Origin of the sequence: Streptomyces sp. NBC_00259, from assembly GCF_036181745.1 — a bacterium.
GTDB classification, from domain to species: Bacteria; Actinomycetota; Actinomycetes; order Streptomycetales; family Streptomycetaceae; genus Streptomyces; species Streptomyces pratisoli.
The window spans coordinates 3,880,659-3,899,770 of sequence record NZ_CP108080.1 but is presented as its reverse complement, the minus strand read 5'-3'; the positions used below and the strand labels follow the sequence as shown (position 1 = coordinate 3,899,770).

Annotated in this window: 11 protein-coding genes and 1 pseudogene; 7 read left to right on the top strand and 5 right to left on the bottom strand. The window is 70.1% G+C overall.

Translation table 11 applies throughout. The annotated features are described in order from the left end of the window. The first annotated feature begins 144 nt into the window (after positions 1–144). Positions 145–1,932: a phosphomethylpyrimidine synthase ThiC gene (gene thiC / locus OG766_RS17495; RefSeq protein ID WP_328725732.1), complete on the top strand. Its 1,788-nt coding sequence runs from the start codon at positions 145–147 to the stop codon at positions 1,930–1,932. 352 nt (positions 1,933–2,284) lie between these two features. Here thiC and OG766_RS17490 read toward each other — a convergent pair whose 3' ends face one another. The 3 genes from OG766_RS17490 to OG766_RS17480 form a co-directional block, all read right to left on the bottom strand. After that, positions 2,285–3,109 carry a hypothetical protein gene (locus OG766_RS17490; RefSeq protein WP_266380193.1) on the bottom strand — a complete coding sequence of 275 codons (825 nt, stop codon included), beginning with the start codon at positions 3,107–3,109 and terminating at the stop codon, positions 2,285–2,287. Between the two features lie 148 nt (positions 3,110–3,257). After that, positions 3,258–4,448: a metallophosphoesterase gene (locus OG766_RS17485; RefSeq protein WP_328725731.1), complete on the bottom strand. Its 1,191-nt coding sequence runs from the start codon at positions 4,446–4,448 to the stop codon at positions 3,258–3,260. Positions 4,449–4,622: 174 nt separating this feature from the next. Beyond that, positions 4,623–5,735 (bottom strand): LacI family DNA-binding transcriptional regulator, encoded by a 1,113-nt coding sequence (locus OG766_RS17480; protein ID WP_266380188.1) that lies wholly within the window; start codon positions 5,733–5,735, stop codon positions 4,623–4,625. Between the two features lie 370 nt (positions 5,736–6,105). Here OG766_RS17480 and hisC point away from each other — a divergent pair, with 370 nt between their 5' ends. The 6 genes and pseudogenes from hisC to OG766_RS17450 all read left to right on the top strand — a co-directional run bounded on the left by hisC (position 6,106) and on the right by OG766_RS17450 (position 16,872). After that, positions 6,106–7,185, top strand: coding sequence for a histidinol-phosphate transaminase (gene hisC / locus OG766_RS17475; RefSeq protein ID WP_328725730.1), 1,080 nt, complete (start codon positions 6,106–6,108; stop codon positions 7,183–7,185). Between the two features lie 281 nt (positions 7,186–7,466). Beyond that, positions 7,467–8,972, top strand: a complete 1,506-nt coding sequence (locus OG766_RS17470) for a cytochrome ubiquinol oxidase subunit I (RefSeq protein ID WP_266380182.1) — start codon at positions 7,467–7,469, stop codon at positions 8,970–8,972. A 24-nt stretch (positions 8,973–8,996) separates the two neighbouring features. Continuing rightward, positions 8,997–9,998 carry a cytochrome d ubiquinol oxidase subunit II gene (gene cydB / locus OG766_RS17465; protein WP_328725729.1) on the top strand — a complete coding sequence of 334 codons (1,002 nt, stop codon included), beginning with the start codon at positions 8,997–8,999 and terminating at the stop codon, positions 9,996–9,998. A gap of 61 nt (positions 9,999–10,059) precedes the next feature. Next, a complete protein-coding gene (cydD, locus tag OG766_RS17460) occupies positions 10,060–13,653 on the top strand; it encodes a thiol reductant ABC exporter subunit CydD (protein WP_328725728.1) in 3,594 nt (1,197 codons plus the stop codon). A 20-nt stretch (positions 13,654–13,673) separates the two neighbouring features. Further along, positions 13,674–15,500: pseudogene (locus OG766_RS17455) on the top strand (sensor histidine kinase); the annotation flags it as partial. 319 nt (positions 15,501–15,819) lie between these two features. Then, positions 15,820–16,872: a M23 family metallopeptidase gene (locus OG766_RS17450; protein WP_266380171.1), complete on the top strand. Its 1,053-nt coding sequence runs from the start codon at positions 15,820–15,822 to the stop codon at positions 16,870–16,872. A gap of 304 nt (positions 16,873–17,176) precedes the next feature. On the opposite strand, the gene OG766_RS17445 is transcribed toward OG766_RS17450, so the two are convergent. Together OG766_RS17445 and OG766_RS17440 are read right to left on the bottom strand one after the other, a co-directional pair. Beyond that, the gene (locus OG766_RS17445; protein WP_266380169.1) at positions 17,177–18,043 is read right to left on the bottom strand and encodes an HAD family hydrolase; all 867 of its coding nucleotides are present in this window, start codon (positions 18,041–18,043) and stop codon (positions 17,177–17,179) included. 105 nt (positions 18,044–18,148) lie between these two features. Then, on the bottom strand, positions 18,149–19,081 hold the full coding sequence (locus OG766_RS17440) for an LLM class flavin-dependent oxidoreductase (RefSeq protein ID WP_328725727.1): 933 nt from the start codon (positions 19,079–19,081) through the stop codon (positions 18,149–18,151). Positions 19,082–19,112 lie beyond the last annotated feature (31 nt).

The following is a 19,112-nucleotide window of genomic DNA, read 5'->3' as shown; positions in this document are numbered from 1 at the left end:
GGGCGCTAGCGTGGTGGCACCTTTGCACACGCGGGAGCTCGGAGCACCGGGCTGAGAGGGCGCTGACCACCGTACTTCGTACGGAACAGCTGCGCCGACCGCCGAACCTGTTACCGGGTAATGCCGGCGTAGGGAGTAGGTCTCATGACCACATCGGACACGCGCACGCCTGCCTCCGGCACGGAGAGCACGACGGAGGCCGGGAAGTCCATCGGCTGGCACAAGGGATACGTCGAGGGCTCACGCCCCGACATCCGGGTGCCCGTCCGGCAGGTGCACCTCACCAACGGCAAGGACGTGACCCTGTACGACACGTCCGGCCCCTACACCGATCCGAACGTCGAGAAGGATGTGCGGCGGGGTCTGCCGCCGCTCCGGGAGAACTGGATCATCGGCCGCGGCGACACCGAGGAGTACGCGGGCCGTCCCGTCCGCCCCGAGGACGACGGGATCAAGCACACGTCTCCGCGCGGTGGACTCCGCAACCTGGACGCGGTCTTCCCCGGCCGCCCGCGCCAGCCCCGCCGTGGCCGCGACGGGCAGGCGGTGACGCAGCTCGCGTACGCCCGCCGCGGCGAGATCACGCCGGAGATGGAGTACGTGGCGATCCGGGAGAACGTGTCCCCGGACGTCGTGCGCGACGAGATCGCCGCGGGCCGCGCGGTGCTGCCGGCGAACGTCAACCACCCGGAGATCGAGCCGATGATCATCGGCAAGCGGTTCCTGGTGAAGGTCAACGCCAACATCGGCAACTCCGCGGTGACCTCCTCGATCGAGGAGGAGGTGGAGAAGATGACCTGGGCGACCCGCTGGGGCGCGGACACGGTCATGGACCTCTCCACCGGCCGCAACATCCACACCACCCGTGAGTGGGTGCTGCGCAACTCCCCCGTGCCGATCGGCACCGTCCCGCTCTATCAGGCGCTGGAGAAGGTCGACGGCCGCGCCGAGGAGCTGACCTGGGACATCTACAAGGACACCGTCATCGAGCAGGCCGAACAGGGCGTCGACTACATGACGGTCCACGCGGGCGTTCTGCTGCGGTACGTGCCGCTGACCGCCCGCCGCAAGACCGGCATCGTCTCGCGCGGCGGCTCGATCATGGCCGCGTGGTGCCTCGCGCACCACAAGGAGTCGTTCCTGTACGAGAACTTCGAGGAGCTCTGCGAGATCCTCGCGGCGTACGACGTGACGTACTCGCTCGGCGACGGTCTGCGGCCCGGTTCGATCGCGGACGCCAACGACGAGGCGCAGTTCGCCGAGTTGAGGACGCTCGGGGAACTCAACACGATCGCCAAGCGTCACAACGTACAGACGATGATCGAGGGCCCGGGACATGTCCCGATGCACAAGATCAAGGAGAACATCGACCTTCAGCAGGAGATCTGCGAAGAGGCGCCCTTCTACACCCTGGGGCCCCTGACGACCGATGTGGCGCCCGCGTACGACCACATCACGTCCGGCATCGGTGCCGCGATGATCGCCTGGTGGGGCACGGCGATGCTCTGCTACGTCACGCCCAAGGAGCACCTGGGCCTGCCGAACCGGGATGACGTCAAGACCGGCGTCATCACCTACAAGATCGCGGCTCATGCCGCCGATCTCGCCAAGGGGCACCCGGGCGCGCAGGAGTGGGACGACGCCCTCTCCGACGCGCGCTTCGAGTTCCGCTGGGAGGACCAGTTCAATCTGGCCCTGGACCCGGACACGGCACGGGAGTTCCACGACGAGACGCTACCCGCCGAGCCGGCGAAGACCGCGCACTTCTGCTCGATGTGCGGTCCGAAGTTCTGCTCGATGAAGATCTCCCAGGACATCCGCCGTGAGCACGGTGGTGACCTCAAGACGGACGAGATCGAGGCGGGTATGGCGGAGAAGTCCGCCGAGTTCGCCGCGGCGGGCAATCGCGTGTACCTGCCCCTTGCGGACTGAGTGAGCGACTGGGTAGCTCCTGTGCTGAACGGAGCTACCCAGCCCCGCCTGCAGGAGCCCATGGGGCTCCTCCTCAAGGAGAGACGGACGGGCTTCGTCCTGAAGAACCCGCGCCCTGGGCGAGAGCCTGGCCGAGGCCGATGACGACCGCAGGCTGACGACCCTGCGCGCTCAGCCCAGCCTGGGCCGTGGAACTCGGCCGGCCCGTCCTCGTGGAACAGCGCCTCGTCGCGGTGGGCGCCTGCGGCTTCGACGACGGCGGGGTGGCCGGCGAGGCTGTCCGGATCAAGGGCCGTGCGCTCGTACCAGTCTCGCCCCGGCGCGATCACTCCCGAGGTACGGCAGCCTCCGGCTACTCGGGCTGGTGTTCCGGGGGGCCGAAGTCCGGGCTGGTGAAGTCCGGGCTGGTGAACGTCGGGCGGGAGCCGGTCGTTGAGCCCTCGCTCGGGCTGGAGAACTCGGGGCCGCTGTAGCCGATCTTGGGGATCCGGTTCACCCGGCGCGGCGGCGTCGGGGAGGCGGGATCGACGCTGGGGTCGGCCAGGGCGGCCCGGAGGAACGGGAGAATGCCGCGTTCCAGCAGCGCGTGCCGCCAGGCTTCCCTGGCGCGTGCCACCTCGTCGGGCAGTTCGCCGCCCGCGTCCTCGGCGGGAACCTGGGTCGCGCCGTTGCGCAGTGCCGTGATCAGCAGACCGATCGCGGCGGCGAGTATTCCGGCGGCCGTGAGCGCCCCGAAGAACCAGCCCGCCGTCAACAGGGTGTCCGCGAAGGCGGGCTCGGGGCTGACCAGCTTCAGGATGTAGCCGAAGAGCAGGAAGATCAGCGCGGCGGTGCCGGCCAGGACCGGCGCCAGGACGGTGAGCACGGCACCGAAACCGGCACCGGCCTCGGACGCCTCGCCCATCGCCGGGCCGAGTACCGAGCGGCTGACGGACGAGGCCGCGGACGTGCGCGTCTCCTCGCGGACCTTGACGAAGTGCTCGTACTCAGCGGCGGCGGCGCCGGTGATCAGCGCGGTGGCGTTGAGGGCCATCGTGCGCAGCTGTTCGGCGTTGAGCCGCTCCCCGATGCCGTCGACACCCGGACGGTCGTGCGCGGTGCGCAGTGCGTCGTCGAGGATGCGCTCGTAATCGGCGCGATCCTCGGTCAGCAGGTGCGGAGCGCTGTTCATGTGCATCCCCCGATGCTCCGTAGGGCCGGATTGCCCCTGTTTTCGGGGCGGTTGGGCGGAAACGGAGGAGAGCCTGCTACGGATAAGCCGATGGTAGAGCGGTTACGGCACGGGGTGACAGGGGGTTTCCGGAAATCGCCTGTCCCGGATTGCCTCAGCCGGGCAGCGGAAGCCGGGCGACCAGCATCTTTCCGGCCATGGTCACTCCGCCGTCCATGGCGATGGCGAGACCGTCCGCGTACACGTGGGGGCCTTCGACCACCGGGCGTGACGCTTCCTCCCCGTCTCCGGCGTCCTCGGTTCCGACCTCGCCCAGCAGATACGGAATGGGGCTGTGACCATGGACGACGCGCTCGCCGCCGTAGGTGGCGAGCAGTTTGCGCACGGCCTGTGGGCCGTCTTCGTCGCGGAACGCGAAGCGCTTGGTGAACTTGCGGAAGAGGTCCCAGCACTCGTCGGCGTCGTTGCGGTTGAGGATCTCGTGGACGTTGTCGTTGACGTCCTCGAGCGTGGTGCCGTATTCGAGATAGGCCGTCGTGTCGGAGTGCATCAGCAGATGCCCGTCCTCCTCGACCACCGCGTCCAGCCGGGCCATCCACTGCAGATGGACGTCCTGGAGACGGTCCATGTCGCTCTTCTGGCCGCCGTTGAGCAGCCAGGCCGCCTGGAAGGTGGCGGTGCCCGCGCCCGAGTTGACGGGCTTGTCACCGAACCGCTTGGCGCCGATCAGCAGCAGCTCGTGATTGCCCATCAGGGCCTTGCAGTAGCCGCCGGCCGCCGCGGCCTCGGCCGATAGCCGCATGACGAGGTCGATGACGCCGATCCCGTCGGGACCGCGGTCGGTGAAGTCGCCGAGGAACCACAGTCGGGTGTTGCCCGCCGACCAGTGGCCTTCCGGATCGATGAGGCCCTGTTCGGCGAGTGCGGCGACGAGCTCGTCCAGGTAGCCGTGGACGTCTCCGACGACGAAGAGCGGACCGAGGCCGTCCTGGGCGGAGTCCGGTGCCTCGGCGGGGGCCACGGTCACCTGCAGGGTGTCCCCGCGGTTGATGATCGGCAGATCGCGTTCGGTGGGGGTGTAGCCCTCGGGGGGCTCGTCGTCCGGGAGGACGTTGCCGGGGTGGGCCGGCGCGGCCGACATGGCGTGCGGGACCTCGTCCTCGGGACGCGAGGGGTCCTCGGGACGCACGGCCGCGTCGGGACGCGGGAGATCCTCGGGATGAGTGAGTACGTACTCATGGGACAGGGACTGCGACTGCACCGGGACCTGCGCGTACGGGGGCACACGGAAGTCACGCAACGTCGCCGTCCGCACCACAGGTCCCTGACCGGCCCCCTGAGTCATCGACCCCTCCACCACCGTCGCGCCACCCTGCACCGTCGGACCGGCCTGGTCGGGGACGAACCGCGGTGTCGTGCGCCCATCATAGGAATGCGGATCGTGCTGTGTGATGCACCAGGGGTGCTGAATCCGGGTACACCCCCGGTTCATCGACTGTTTCGCCCCAATTGCGTTGGTCTAGTCCTGAGAAGAAGCCCGTGGGGCACTCACGGTCGTCCGTGGTGAACGCCGCTGTGACGACGTCCGGACGATGAGTTCGGTCGGTATCACCTGCTCGACCGGACCGTTGTCGCCGATTCCCTCGATCGCGTCGATGAGCAACTGGACGACGGCGGTGCCGATGCGCCGCGGCTTCAGCGACAGGGTGGTGATCGGCGGTTCCGTGTTGGCGTACATCGTGGACTCGCTGCAGCAGACCAGCAGCAGATCCTCGGGGACGCGCAGTCCGTACCGCCGGGCGGCGGCGAGCAGATCGGTGCCGTTGGGGTCGAAGAGCCCGTAGACGGCGTCGGGCCGGTCGGGCCGGGCGAGGAGCCGGTCGGCGGCGACGGCCCCGGCACACGGATCGTGCGCGGGGTACGCCTCGTAGACCGGGTCCTGGCCGACCCGCTCGCACCAGCTCAGATACGCCGTGGTCGACAGCCGGGTGTAGGTGTCCGTGGTGGTCCCGGTGAGCAGACCGATCCGGCGGGCCCCGCCGGCGGCGAGGTGGTCGAGCAGATCGAGGACGGCGGCCTCGTGGTCGTTGTCGACCCAGGCGGTGACCGGGAGCGTGCCGGCGGGGCGGCCGTCGGAGACGACGGGCAGACCCTGGCGGACCAGTTCGGTGACCACCGGATCGTGGTCGGACGGGTCGATGACGACGGTGCCGTCGAGCGCGACGTTCGACCAGACGTCGTGGCGCGAGGTGGCGGGGAGGATGACGAGGGCGTATCCGCGGGCGAGGGCGGCGGAGGTCGCGGCTCTCGCCATCTCCGCGAAGTACGCGAACTCGGTGAAGGTGAAAGGTTCATCCCCGTACGTGGTCACCGTCAGGCCGATGAGTCCGGACTTGCCGGTACGGAGCGTGCGTGCCGCGGCCGACGGGCGGTAACCCAGCCGGTCTGCGACCTCGCGGACGTGTCGGCGGGTGGCGTCCGGGAGCCGGCCCTTTCCGTTCAGTGCGTCTGAGACAGTCGTGATGGAGACACCGGCTGCGGCGGCTACGTCCCGGATGCCCGCCCGGCCTGGCCGGCTGCCCCGGCGTGATGTCTCCGTCCGGCTCACCTGGTGCTTCCCTGCTGCTGTCATGGCAGGCCGATAGTAGGGCGATGGCGGACGGTTGAGCCGCCAGCATATGCAGTCGTTGACAGGCACGTTTCTGCATGGCTCGATGTGGTCAATTGCCTTTGAAATAAAGGGAGTTGGGAGGTAGGGCGCTGGTCTCACGGTTGTCGACCGGCATAGGCCTGCCGAATGGTCGAGGTCTCGAAGAGGTCTCAACTCACTACTACGAGGGATGCGCGCCACGGCGTGAGCCACCGGCGCGCGGCTGATCACAGAGCGCTCCCCCCGGCTCCGGCATTCCCGGCGTTCCGGGCTCACCCATTCGCAGCGGCCAGGAATCCTCATAGGGTGAGCAGTATTGGTGAGCATGTATGACGGTCGAGGAGGACCTGCGGTGAGCGAGACGAGCCCCAAGCTGCGCGCCGAGCTGGACGGCATCCCCACGTACAAGCCGGGCAAGCCCGCCGCTGCCGGCGGCCCGGCCGCGTTCAAGCTCTCCTCCAACGAGAACCCGTACCCCCCGCTGCCCGGCGTGATGGAGACCGCGATCGCCGCCGCGGGCACCTTCAACCGGTACCCGGACATGGCCTGCACCGGCCTGATGAACGAGCTCGCGGACCGCTTCGGGGTGCCCGTCTCGCATCTGGCGACCGGCACGGGATCGGTGGGTGTCGCCCAGCAGTTGCTGCAGGCCACCTCGGGCCCGGGCGACGAGGTGATCTTCGCCTGGCGGTCCTTCGAGGCGTACCCGATCATCACGCAGATCAGCGGTGCCACGGCGGTGCCGGTGCCGTTGACCTCGGGTGATGTGCACGATCTGGACGCGATGGCGGACGCCGTCACCGACCGTACCCGGCTGATCTTCGTCTGCAACCCGAACAACCCCACCGGCACGGTGGTGCACCGGGAGGAGCTGGAGCGGTTCCTCGACCGGGTCCCGTCCGACGTGCTGGTGGTCCTGGACGAGGCGTACCGCGAGTTCATCCGGGACGCCGCCGTTCCCGACGGCATCGAGATCTACCGCGAGCGGCCGAATGTCGCCGTGCTGCGCACCTTCTCCAAGGCGTACGGCCTGGCCGGGCTGCGGGTCGGTTTCGCGGTCGCCCATGAGCCGGTGGCGGCCGCGCTGCGGAAGACGGCGGTGCCCTTCGGCGTCAGCCAGCTCGCGCAGGACGCGGCGGTCGCCTCGCTGCAGGCGGAGGACGAGCTGCTGGGGCGGGTCGGCTCGCTGGTGGCGGAGCGGACGCGGGTGTACGACGGGCTGGTGGGTCAGGGCTGGACCGTGCCGCCGACACAGGCGAACTTCGTCTGGCTGCGGCTCGGGGAGCGCACGGTCGACTTCGCGGCGGCGTGCGAGCGTGCCGGTGTCGTGGTGCGGCCGTTCGCGGGCGAGGGTGTGCGGGTCACCATCGGCGAGTGCGAGGCGAACGACGTGTTCCTGCAGGCCGCGGAGGCGTTCCGCAAGGAGATGTAGCCGCCGACCGCGACCGGACGCCCGCACACCCGATCCCCGGGGTGCGGGCGTCGGTATGTCAGGAGCGGGACGGCATCCCGACGGATGGTGGCCAAGGGGTGGTGGCCCTCAGGGGGACCCCCCTTGACGGTGCGGATTTCGTATGGGTCATAATTGCTTGTGAATGTGAACGCGTTCACAAGCGCGCCCTGAGCCTCATGGAATGAGGTGAATTACAGGGCAGGCTGTCGGGGCACACGCTGTGACCACGCGGTGACCACGCCGACGTAAGGAGAGACGACGTGGACCTAGCTCTGGCGCCAGAGACACTGGCGCGCTGGCAGTTCGGCATTACCACCGTCTACCACTTCCTCTTCGTGCCGCTGACCATCTCACTGGCCGCGCTGACGGCCGGCCTGCAGACGGCCTGGGTGCGGACCGAGAACGAGAAGTACCTCAGGGCGACCAAGTTCTGGGGCAAGCTCTTCCTGATCAACATCGCGATGGGCGTGGTCACCGGCATCGTGCAGGAGTTCCAGTTCGGCATGAACTGGTCCGACTACTCGCGCTTCGTCGGCGATGTCTTCGGAGCCCCGCTCGCGTTCGAGGCGCTGATCGCCTTCTTCTTCGAGTCCACCTTCATCGGGCTGTGGATCTTCGGCTGGGACAAGCTGCCGAAGAAGATCCATCTCGCCTGCATCTGGATGGTCTCCATCGGCACGATCCTCTCCGCGTACTTCATCCTGGCGGCCAACTCCTGGATGCAGCACCCGGTCGGCTACCGGATCAACAAGGAGAACGGTCGGGCGGAGCTCACCGACTTCTGGCTGGTGCTGACCCAGAACACCACGCTCACCCAGGTCTTCCACACCCTGTCCGCGGCCTTCCTCGTGGGTGGCGCGTTCATGGTCGGCATCGCCGCCTTCCACCTGCTGCGCAAGAAGCACATCCCGGTGATGAAGAGCTCGCTGCGGCTCGGCCTGGTCACCATCGCCGTCTCGGGTCTGCTCACCGCCATCAGCGGCGACTTCCTGGGCAAGGTCATGTACGAGCAGCAGCCGATGAAGATGGCCGCGGCGGAAGCCCTCTGGGAGGGCGAGCAGCCGGCACCGTTCTCCGTCTTCGCCTACGGGGACGTGGACAAGGGGCACAACAAGGTCGCCATAGAGATTCCGGGCCTGCTGTCCTTCCTGGCCCACAGCGACTTCACGTCGCACGTGCCCGGGATCAACGACACCAACAAGGCCTTGCAGGAGAAGTTCGGGCCCGGTGACTACCGGCCCAACATCGCCGTGGCGTACTGGGGCTTCCGCTGGATGATCGGCTTCGGCATGACGTCCTTCGCGATCGGACTCGCCGGGCTCTGGCTGACCCGGAAGAAGTTCATGCTGCCGCCGGCACTGCGGGTGGGCGAGGACGAGGTGCCGCATGTGGTGCTCTTCAAGAAGCCGCTCGGGCCGAAGCTCACCAAGCTGTACTGGCTGGCGTCGCTCTGGACGCTCGGCTTCCCGCTGATCGCCAGTTCCTGGGGCTGGATCTTCACCGAGATGGGGCGGCAGCCCTGGGTCGTGTACGGCGTGCTCCGCACCCGCGACGCGGTCTCCCCCGGTGTGTCCCAGGGTGAGGTGCTCACCTCCATGATCGTCTTCACGGCGCTCTACGCCGTGCTCGCCGTGATCGAGGTCAAGCTGCTGGTGAAGTACGTCAAGGCAGGTCCTCCCGAGCTCACCGAATCCGACCTCAACCCGCCCACCAGGATCGGCGGCGACGACCGTGACGCCGACCGGCCTATGGCCTTCTCGTACTGAGACCGAAGGACTGGGAGCTGAGGCATGGAACTCCACGACGTCTGGTTCGTACTCATCGCCGTTCTCTGGACCGGCTACTTCTTCCTCGAAGGCTTTGACTTCGGGGTCGGCATTCTGACGAAGCTGCTCGCCCGGAACCGGGTCGAGAAGCGCGTCCTCATCAACACCATCGGTCCCGTCTGGGACGGGAACGAGGTGTGGCTGCTGACGGCGGGCGGTGCGACGTTCGCGGCCTTCCCGGAGTGGTACGCCACGCTCTTCTCCGGCTTCTATCTGCCGCTGCTGATGATCCTGGTCTGTCTGATCGTGCGTGGAGTCGCCTTCGAGTACCGGGCGAAGCGGCCGGAGGAGCGGTGGCAGCGCAACTGGGAGCAGGCGATCTTCTGGACCTCGCTGGTGCCGGCGGTGCTGTGGGGTGTGGCCTTCGGGAACATCGTGCGCGGCGTGAAGATCGATCAGGACATGGAGTACGTCGGCACCTTCGGCGACCTGCTGAATCCGTACGCCCTTCTCGGCGGACTGGTGACCCTGACCCTGTTCACCTTCCATGGCACGGTGTTCGTCGCGCTGAAGACCGTCGGGGACATCAGGGAGCGGGCCCGGAAGCTGGCGCGGAAGCTGGGCCTGATCACGGCCGTGCTGGCGCTGGGCTTTCTCAGCTGGACGCAGGCCGACAAGGGCGACGGGATCAGCCTGGTCGCGATGATCATCGCCGTGGTCGCGCTGGTCGGGGCGGTCGGTGCGAATCAGGCGGGGCGCGAAGGATGGTCGTTCGCACTGTCGGGCCTCACGATCGTGGCCGCCGTGGCGATGCTGTTCCTGACGCTCTTCCCGAACGTCATGCCGTCGTCGCTCAACGAGGAGTGGAGCCTGACGGTGACCAACGCCTCGTCCAGCCCATACACGCTGAAGATCATGACGTGGTGCGCGGGGATCACGACGCCCGTGGTCCTGCTGTACCAGGGCTGGACCTACTGGGTGTTCCGGAAGCGGATCGGCACACAGCACATCGCTGATCCGCACTGAGTTCCGCGTTCCGTAGGGCCGCACGGCCTCCCGCCGGCCCCCTGAGTGAGGGATGTTTCACGTGAAACCCGTCGACCCGCGTCTGCTCCGGTACGCCCGGGCCACCCGCCTCTTCATGGCGGCCGTGGTGGCTCTCGGCCTTGCCGGGGCGGCGCTGGTCGTCGCCCAGGCGATGCTCATCGCCGAGGTGGTGGTCGGAGCGTTCCGGCAGGGGCTGGACGTCTCCGAACTGTGGGATCCGCTGGTGCTGCTGGCGGCGGTCGCGGCGGGGCGCGGACTGGTTGCCTGGCTGACGGAGCTGGCCGCCCACCGAGCGAGCGCGGCGGTCAAGTCCGAGCTGCGGATGCGGTTGCTGGAGCGGGCCGCAGCGCTGGGGCCGGGCTTTCTGAGTGGGCAGCGAAGCGGCTCGCTGGCGGCCCTCGCCACCCGAGGGGTGGACGCACTCGACGACTACTTCTCCCGCTATCTGCCGCAGTTGGGGCTCGCGGTGGTGGTCCCGGTCGCGGTGCTCGCCCGGATCGTCACCGAGGACTGGGTCTCTGCGGCGGTCATCGTGGTGACCCTGCCGCTGATTCCGATCTTCATGGTGCTCATCGGCTGGGCCACGGAAGCCGGGATGAACCGTCAGTGGAAGCTGCTGTCACGGCTGTCCGGGCACTTCCTGGATGTGGTCGCTGGGCTGCCGACGCTGAAGGTGTTCGGACGGGCCAAGGCGCAGGCCGAGTCGATCCGGACGATCACCTCCGAGTACCGGCGGGCGACGCTGAAGACGCTGCGGATCGCGTTCCTGTCGTCGTTCGCGCTGGAACTGCTGTCGACCCTGTCGGTGGCACTGGTGGCGGTCGGCATCGGGATGCGGCTCGTGCACGGCGACCTGGATCTTTACACCGGCCTTGTGGTGCTGATCCTCGCGCCCGAGGCGTATCTGCCGCTGCGGCAGGTCGGGGCGCAGTATCACGCGGCGGCGGAGGGTCTCTCGGCGGCGGAGGAGATCTTCGCGGTGCTGGAGACCCCGGTCCCGGCGGCTGGTACGGGTCCGGTGCCCGGTGCGAGGGGCGTACGGCTGGAGCTGGACTCCGTGACCGTACGGCACGAGGGGCGGTCCGCTCCTTCGCTGGACGCGGCGTCGCTGGTGGTGGAGGACGGCGAGATCGTCGCGCTGGTCGGACCGAGCGGGGTCGGGAAGTCGACTCTGCTGGATGTGGTGCTCGGGTTCGTACAGCCGGACGAGGGGACGGTCCGGGTCGGCGGCGCGGGGGAGGCACCGGTCGATCTGGCGTCTGTGGACCGTGGGGCCTGGCACGGAAAGATCGCGTGGGTGCCTCAGCGGCCGTATCTCTTCGCGGGAACGGTCGCGGAGAATGTGCGGCTCGCACGGCCCGGCGCGGATGACGCGGCGGTCATGGCCGCGCTGCGGGACGCGGGGGCGTACGACTTCGTGGCCGGGCTGCCGCAGGGGGTGGAGACCGTCCTCGGCGAGGACGGCGCGGGCCTGTCGGCCGGTCAGCGCCAGCGCCTCGCTCTGGCCCGGGCCTTTCTGGCGGACCGGCCGCTGCTGCTGCTCGACGAGCCGACAGCGGCGCTGGACGGGGAGACCGAGGCGGGCGTCGTGGACGCGGTGCGGAGGCTGGCGCGGGGGCGGACGGTGCTGCTGGTCGTCCACCGGCCGGCGTTGCTGTCGCTGGCGGACCGGGTGGTCGAACTGCGCCCCGCCGAGACCTTCGTCGATGCGGTGCCCCAGGTTTCCCTCGCCCGGTCGGTCCTCGAAGGGGTGGACCAGGGATTTCCCGGCGCTTCCCGTGTTCCGCGGCCGTCGGGCTCGCCGGAGGACACGGGCCGGGAGGACGGTCCCGCCCGCGTGCACGAGTCCGGCGGGGCCCGCGGCGGGACGCCGGCGCGGGTGCGGGGCTTGGCCGGGGAGTTGCGGGGGCGGCTCGTGGCCGGGCTGCTGCTCGGAAGCCTGGCGCTCGGGTCGGCCGTCGGGCTGATGGCGGTGTCCGGGTGGCTCATTTCGCGTGCCTCGGAGCAGCCGCCCGTGCTCTACCTGATGGTGGCCGTCACGGCGACGCGGGCTTTCGGGATCGGGCGGGCCGTGTTCCGGTACACGGAGCGGCTCGTGTCGCACGACGCCGTGCTGAGGATGCTCGGAGATCTCCGGGTCAGCGTGTACCGGCGGCTGGAGCGGATCGCTCCCGCCGGGCTGCGGCGTACCCGAAGCGGCGATCTGCTGTCCCGGCTCGTCGCCGATGTCGACGCGCTCCAGGACTACTGGCTGCGCTGGCTGCTGCCCGCGGGGGTGGCGGTCGTCGTCGGAACCGCCTCGGTCGGGTTCACGGCGTGGCTGCTGCCCGAGGCGGGTGCCGTCCTGGCCATCGGGCTGCTCGCAGCCGGCGTGGCCGTGCCGATGGTCAGCGGGGTGTCCGCCCGGCGGGCCGAACGCCGGCTCGCCCCCGCTCGCGGGGTGCTGGCCACCCGGGTCGTCGATCTGCTCAGGGGCACGGCCGAGCTGACGGTCACCGGAGCGCTCAAGCGCCGCATGAGCGCGGTGCGGGAGGCCGACCACGCGCTCACCCGGATCGCCTCGCGCGCCGCGAGCGCCACCGCGCTCGGTGGTGGGCTGTCCGCGGTGGCCTGCGGCCTGACCGTCGCCTTCGCCGCGTACGCGGGTGTCGCCGCAGTGCACTCGGGCCGCATCGAAGGCGTCGAACTCGCCGTCGTGGTGCTGACCCCGCTCGCCGCGTTCGAGGCCGTCGCAGGGCTTCCGCTCGCCGTGCAGTACCGGCAGCGGGTGAAGCGCAGCGCCGAGCGGGTCTTCGAGGTGCTCGACGCCCCGGCGCCGGTGCACGAACCCCTGGAGCCGGCTCCCGCGCCCGCGTCCGCGTTCCCGCTGGAGGTCCGCGGTCTCACCGCGCGCCACGCCGACCAGGAGCGGGACGCGCTCAGCGGCCTCGATCTGACGCTCACGGCCGGACAGCGGATCGCCGTCGTCGGGCTCTCCGGCTCCGGCAAGACCACTCTGGCCCAGGTGCTGCTGCGCTTCCTGGACGGGCGGGCGGGTACGTACACGATCGGCGGGACGGACGCGGCCGCGCTCGACGGGGACACCGTCCGCCGTTTCGTCGGACTCTGCGCCCAGGACGCCCATCTCTTCGACAGCTCCATCCGCGAGAACCTCCGGCTCGCCCGTACCGGCGCCTCCGAGGACGAACTGCGCGCGGCACTCGCCGCCGCGCGGCTGTTGGACTGGGCCGACGGTCTCCCCGACGGACTCGACACCCTCGTCGGCGAGCACGGCGCCCGGCTCTCGGGGGGCCAACGCCAGCGCCTCGCGCTGGCACGTGCGCTGCTCGCGGACTTCCCCGTACTGCTTCTCGACGAGCCGGCCGAGCATCTGGACCTCGCCACGGCGGACGCCCTGACCGCGGATCTGCTGGTCGCGACCGAGGGACGGACGACGGTGCTGATCACCCATCGGCTCCGGGGCCTCGACGCTGTCGACGAGGTGCTGGTGCTGGACGAGGGACGGACCGTACAGCGCGGACCGTACGCGGAGCTCGCCGAGGCCGACGGCCCTCTGCGCCGCATGCTGGAGCGCGAGCGTGCCGGTGATCTGCTCGGCGAGCGGTTCAGAGAGCCGACTTTCCACGTGAAATAGGACTAACTACTCTCGTGGGCATGGCAGCGCCCGACCCGAGAGACCCCGTGGACCCGAGAGACCTTGCGGAGCCGAGAGAGCCGGAGGACCGGAGGGACCCCGCGGAGCCGAGAGATCCGGAGGATCCGAAGGATCACCTCGAAGCCGCCACCCAGGCGACCCGGAGCATCCAGGGCCTTGTCCCCGAACTCACCGCACGCCTACCGCAGCTGCTCGAAGCCATGCGCTCCGTCGGCACCGGCCTGGAGCTGCACTCCACCCTCGACCGGATCTGCGAGACGGCCGCAGAGCTCGCCGACGCCCGCTACGCCGCCCTCGGCGTCGTCAGCGAGGGGGGCGAGGGCCTGTCGGACTTCGTGACGTACGGCGTGAGCGACGCGGTGAGCCAGGAGATCGGGCACCGGCCCGACGGGCGCAAGGGCCTGCTCGGCGCGCTGATCCACGATCCCGCCTCGATGCGGCTCGCCGACCTGACGTCGGACCCGCGCTCCTGCGGGTTCCCGCCCGGCCATCCGCCGATGCGGACCTTCCTCGGTGTCCCGATCAAGGTCCAGGGTGAGATCTTCGGCAATCTGTATCTCACGGAGAAGCGCGGCGGGGCCGAGTTCAACGACCACGACCTGCACATGGTCCGCGTCCTCGCGACCGAGGCGGGCATCGCGATCGGCAACGCCCGACTGTACGAAGCGGCGCGGCAGCGCGAACGCTGGATCGACGGCTCGGTCGCCGTCACCACCGCGCTGCTGTCCGGCGGTGACGCGGAGGACGCCCTCGTCGTCGTCGCGGAACAGGCCCGCCGCCTCGCCGAGTCGGCCGCCGGGATCGTGCTGCTGCCGGCCGACGACGGCGAGCTCGAGGTCGTCGCCGTCTCGTCCCCGGAGCCGGACGTACCGCTCGGGGTGATCGTTCCGGCCGAGAGCCTGGTCGTCGGATCGCTGCTTGCGGGTGAGGCGGTCTTCGTCTCCGACGCTTCCACCGATCCGCGCATGGTCACCACGCTGGCGAGCCGGTTCGGTCCGTGCATGCTGCTGCCCCTGCAGAGCGGGGGCCGGGTGCTCGGTGCGCTGGTGACGCCACGGGCTCGTGGGGCACGGCAGTTCACCGAGGCCGAACGGACTCTCGCCACCCAGTTCGCCTCCCAGGCGGCGCTCGCGCTGATGATGGCCGAGGCCCAGCGGGACCGTGAGCGGCTCGCCGTGTACGAGGACCGGGACCGGATCGCCCGCGACCTCCACGATCTGGTGATCCAGCGGCTGTTCGCCACCGGGATGATGCTGGAGAGCGCTTCGCGCAGGTCGGTCGCGTCCGCGGTCCAAGAAGGGGTCGGCAAGGCGGTCGACGAACTGGACGTCACCATCCAGGAGATCCGCACCGCCATCTTCGCGCTCCAGCAGGGACCCGCCGAAGCCCCGTCAGGGCTGCGCACCCGGGTCCTGCGGGAGATCAACATGGCGGCCGTGCCGCTCGGCTTCAAGCCCTCGCACCGCTTTCTGGGACCGGTCGACTCGGTGGTCGGTGAACTCACCGGGAAGAACCTCATCGCCGCCCTGCGCGAGGCGCTCTCCAACGCCTTCCGGCACGCCGACGCCTCCCGTATCGAGGTCGTCGTGGACGCGACGCTCCGGCTCGACGGCAGGGGTGACGAGGAGGGCGGGGCCGAGCGTGAGGCGGCGGACGGGGTGCGGCTGTCGGTCGCGGACGACGGTGTCGGCATCCCGGAGGGCGGACGGCGCAGTGGGCTCCGCAATCTCCAGCGACGCGCCGAATCGCTCGGCGGGTCGAGCTGGTGCGCACCGGGGATCGCCGAGGGCGGCGGCGGTACGACGGTGATCTGGCAGGCTCCGCTCCAGGCGCAGGCCGCACCCGCGGCGCCGCCCGCGCCGTCCGACGTCCCTTCCGCGGAGGAACGGCCGGAGCTCTGACGGCCCGGAGTCCCCGGCCGGAGTCCCCGGTGGGACTCCCCGGTGGGGGCCGCGGGGCGGAGTCATCGCCGGGGAACCGACCGGGACCCCGGCCCGATGGCCGATGCCCCGTCAGGACCAGGCTCGACACCCCGTCAGGAACCGGTGCGGAGGCCGGTCGGGAGCTCCGCGCGGCTGGGCCGGTTGGCCGTACGAACCAGGCAAAATGTGGCAAACCCCCCGGATCCGATGTGACGATCCGAGCATGGGACACCAACAACGCGACTGGCGCCGAAGGCTTTTCACGCCATTGCTGTGTGCGCTGCTGTCCTCGATCGCCCTGCTCCCCGCGCCGCCCGCGTCCGCAAGCGACGGGCCGAGCGTCAGTGTCGAGGTGGCCCAGCTGCTCGACGAGGTGGGCAAGGCCAGTGCCTCGTACGAGCGGGGACTGAGCGCGTCCGTCGCCGAGCGCGCCCGCGTCGACCAGTTGCAGTGGCAGCTGGCCGACCGGCGGCGCGAGCTCAAGAAGCTGCACGACAAGCTCGGCTCCGTGGCCCGGGCCCAGTACCGCAGCGGCGGCGACCTGGCGCCCACGATGGAGCTGATGTTCGCCGACGACCCCGACGAGCTGCTGCGCGGGCAGCGGTTGTTCGAGAAGGCCCAGCTCACCATGGACCGGCTTCTCGACGGGGCCAAGGAGGCCGAGGAGCTGACCGTGGTGGCGGAGGAGAAGGCCCGTGAGGCCTGGTACCGCCTGGACGCGCGCACGGCGGAGCTGGCGAAGATCAAACGAGGCATCGAGAGCAAGCTGGAGTCGGCGCGATGGTCGCTGCAGGCGCAGGCGGACCGCAGCGCGGCGGCCGGCCAGTGCGCGGGCGCGGTCCGGCTGCCGCAGTCGGAACTGCCGGAGGGGTCGGCATGGGTGACGCCGGTCGAGCACTACTCGCTGTCGGCCGGATTCGACAGCGCGGGTCAACGCTGGGCGCACCGCCACACCGGGCAGGACTTCGCCGTCGGCATCGGCAGCGCGGTGCGGGCGATCGGCGCGGGCCGGGTGGTCTCCGTCTCCTGCGGCGGAGGCTTCGGCATGGAGGTGGTCGTCCAGCACAACGACGGCTGGTACACGCAGTACGCGCACCTCGCCGCGGTCACGGTCGACCAGGGTGACCGGGTCCGTACCGGTGAGTGGGTCGGACAGGCCGGCACCACGGGCAACTCGACGGGGCCGCACCTGCACTTCGAAGTGCGGCTCACTCCCCACTTCGGGTCCGCGGTGGACCCGGTGGCCTGGCTGCGGAAGCGGGGAGTCTGGCTGTAGCCGTACGGCGGGCTCCGCCGTACGGCTTCTGCCGGTGGTTCGCGGGCCGGCTGCGCCCGCGGCCGGTCCGGCAGACGGTCGGGCGAGGACCGCGGTCGGCCTAGGCCGCGTCTGACAAATGGCGCCGTCCGCCCGCAGGGCGGGGTGCGCGGCGTCCGGTGCGTGCAATCGCAAGGCGGTGGGGGTGCCCCCGCCGAAGGCTGGGGGAGATCATCCTCGTACTGGACGTACTTGGATGGCTCCGACAACGCAGCGAGTGCGGGTGCCGGGCGTCGCGCGTCAGGCGGGATTTGTCAGACATGGCCTAGGACTGCGGCCGGGCTCCGCTCGCGGCCAGAATCCGTTCGATGACGACCGCCACGCCGTCCTCGTTGTTCGCGACGGTCCGGCCGGAGGCGGCGGCTATGACGTCCGGGTGGGCATTGCCCATCGCGAACGACGTGCCCGCCCAGGTCAGCATCTCGACATCGTTCGGCATGTCCCCGAACGCGACGACCTCGTCCGAGGAGATCCCACGCTCCGCACAGCACAGCGCGAGCGTGGACGCCTTGGACACCCCGGGACCGCTCACCTCCAGCAGCGCGCTCGGGCTGGAGCGGGTGATGGTGGCGAGGTCCCCTGCGGCCGTACGGGCCAGGGTGAGAAAGCCGTCGGGCGTCAGCTCCCCGTGGCGTGCGAGCAGTTTGAGCACCGGAGCGGCGGAACCGGGCTCGTCCTCGTGGAGCAGCTTCTCGACGGGGGCGACCGTGGCGGCCGGGTCGAGGTGGAACGGGGGGTACTCGGGCTCGTAGTGGATACCCGTGGCCGTCTCGACCGCGAACGAGGTGCCGGGTGCGGAGTCACGCAACCGCTGGACGACATCGAGCGCGATGGCGCGCTCCAGCGGGCGGACCTCCAGCAGCTCCCCGCCGGCGTGGAGATCCACCACCGCCGCACCGTTGGCGCAGATCGCCAGCCCATGACCGTGTACGTGGTCGCTGACGACATCCATCCAGCGCGCCGGGCGACCGGTGACGAAGAAGACCTCGATCCCCGCCTCCTCCGCGGCGGCGAGGGCGGCGATGGTGCGCTCGGAGACGGACTTGTCGTCGCGCAGCAGGGTGCCGTCGAGGTCGGTGGCGATCAGCCGGACGGTGGCGGGCAGCGGGAGAGGATCGGTAGCTGAGGTCACCCACGCATTCTCCCGTACCAGGCGCACTACCGTGCAGGGGGTCGCACATGTGAGTACACGCCCCCTGGCGGCGAGTAACCGTGCTGCGTCCACGGGCCTCCCGGGTCAGCGCAGCTGTGCCAGGGCCTCCGTCGCGATTCGCTCGAAGACTGCCTGGTCAGCGGCGAAGACCGACTCCGCGATGGGCCAGTGGACGACGATCTCGGTGAAGCCGAGCTCGGCGTGCCGGCCGGCGAAGTCCACGAACGCGTCCAGGGAGTCCAGCGGACGGCCGAGCCGGGGCGCGGCGAGGGCCGGGTTGAAGTCGGGGGTGAAGCCGGTGAGCAGGATCTTGTCGAGCTCGGCAGCGTCCCGGCCCGCTTCGGCACAGGCCTTGCCCAGATTGCCGAGCTGTCCGGCGACGGCCTCGACCGACTGCTCGGGGGTACCCGACTCGTACAGCTTCGGGTCTCCCGTCGTCACCCACGCCTGACCGAACCGGGCCGCGAGCTTCAGTCCACGGGGGCCGGTGGCGGCGACGGCGAAGGGCAGGCGGGGGCGCTGGACGCAGCCGGGGACGTTCCGCGCCTCGGACGCGGCATAGAAGCGGCCCTCGTGCGTCGTCCCGGCGGGCTCGCGCAGCAGCTTGTCCAGCAGGGGCACGAACTCACCGAAGCGGTCCGCGCGCTCCCGCGGCGTCCAGGGCTCCTCGTCGCCCTTCAGCAGGGTGGTCGCGTCGAAGCCGTTGCCGCCGGCCCCGATGCCGAGCGTGATGCGGCCCTCGGAGATGTCGTCGAGAGTGATCAGTTCCTTGGCGAGGGTGACCGGGTGCCGGAAGTTCGGCGAGGTCACGAGAGTACCCAGTCGCATACTCTGCGTAGCTGTCGCCGCTGCGGTCAACGTGGGTACCGCCCCGAACCACGGCCCGTCCCGGAAGGTGCGCCAGGAGAGGTGGTCGTAGGTGTAGGCGGTGTGAAACCCGAGGTCTTCGGCGTGCTGCCAGACCTTCTGTCCCTCGCCCCACCTGTGGATGGGAAGGATTACGGTGCTCAGTCGCATGCCTACGACCCTATGCTCCGGTGACTGCGAG

Bases quoted from the DNA above. Each gene is read 5' to 3' on its own strand.
- cydB (WP_328725729.1), top strand. From the start codon at position 8,997: ATGGAACTCCACGACGTCTGGTTCGTACTCATCGCCGTTCTCTGGACC.
- thiC (WP_328725732.1), top strand. From the start codon at position 145: ATGACCACATCGGACACGCGCACGCCTGCCTCCGGCACGGAGAGCACG.
- OG766_RS17440 (WP_328725727.1), bottom strand. From the start codon at position 19,081: ATGCGACTGAGCACCGTAATCCTTCCCATCCACAGGTGGGGCGAGGGA.
- OG766_RS17490 (WP_266380193.1), bottom strand. From the start codon at position 3,109: ATGCACATGAACAGCGCTCCGCACCTGCTGACCGAGGATCGCGCCGAT.
- OG766_RS17485 (WP_328725731.1), bottom strand. From the start codon at position 4,448: ATGACTCAGGGGGCCGGTCAGGGACCTGTGGTGCGGACGGCGACGTTG.
- OG766_RS17450 (WP_266380171.1), top strand. From the start codon at position 15,820: ATGGGACACCAACAACGCGACTGGCGCCGAAGGCTTTTCACGCCATTG.
- OG766_RS17480 (WP_266380188.1), bottom strand. From the start codon at position 5,735: ATGACAGCAGCAGGGAAGCACCAGGTGAGCCGGACGGAGACATCACGC.